The sequence below is a fragment of the Mycobacterium sp. E1715 genome (assembly GCF_001667625.1).
In the GTDB taxonomy this organism is placed as follows: Bacteria; Actinomycetota; Actinomycetes; order Mycobacteriales; family Mycobacteriaceae; genus Mycobacterium.
Genome location: NZ_LZJJ01000138.1, coordinates 1 through 927 on the forward strand (window position 1 = coordinate 1; position 927 = coordinate 927).

The window sequence follows — 927 nt, forward strand, 5'->3', positions numbered from 1 at the left end:
CCCCGGCCAGGGCTCCCAGCGGCTCGGGATGGGACGGGAGCTGTACCAACGCTTTCCGGCCTTCGCCCAGGCCTTCGACGAGGCCGTGGCGGCGGTGGACGGCCACGCTCGGCTGCCGCTGCGTGACGTGATGTGGGGCGCCGACCCGGACCTGCTGGAAAGCACGGAGTTCGCCCAGCCCGCGTTGTTCGTGCTCGAGGTCGCCCTGGCGGCGCTGTGGCGGTCCTGGGGGGTGATCCCCGATGTGGTGATCGGCCACTCGGTGGGGGAGATCGCGGCGGCCTGTGTGGCGGGGGTGCTGTCGTTGCCTGACGCGGCGCGGGTGGTGGCGGCCCGTGGGCGGTTGATGGCGGCGCTGCCGGCCGGCGGGGTGATGGTGGCGGTGAGCGCCACCGAGGCCGAGGTGGCGCCGCTGCTCAACGGCGACGTGAGCCTCGCGGCGGTCAACGGCCCCGACGCGGTGGTGCTCTCGGGTGAGCGGACCGCGGTGACGACGGTGGCGGATCGGCTGGCGGACTGCGGCCGGCGGGTGCGGCAGTTGGCCGTCTCGCACGCGTTCCATTCGCCGTTGATGGAGCCGATGATCGAGGAGTTCGCCGCGGTGGTGGCCGGGGTGTCGCCCGGCGCGCCGCGAATCGACCTGGTGTCCAACGTGACCGGGCAATTGGCCGGCCCCGGATACGGGTCCGCCGACTACTGGGTCGAGCACGTGCGCCGGCCGGTGCGGTTCGTCGACGGCGTGCGGGTGGCCGAATCGCTGGGCGGTGCCGCCTTCGTGGAGGTGGGCCCGGGCGCGGCGCTGACGGCCGCGGTGGAGCGGTCCCTGGCGAGTGAGCCGGCCGTGGCGGCGGTGTCGATGTCCAAGGACCGTCCCGAAGTCGATTCGCTGCTGCTGGCGGCCGGCCAGCTGTTCGTCTCCGGCGCCGG

At 74.2% G+C, this 927-nt stretch carries 1 protein-coding gene; it reads left to right on the plus strand.

Going from position 1 to position 927, the window contains the following annotated elements; all coding sequences use genetic code 11:
• On the plus strand, positions 1 to 927 hold a 927-nt coding region (locus tag A9X03_RS07620; RefSeq protein WP_156746500.1), incomplete at both ends, for an acyltransferase domain-containing protein.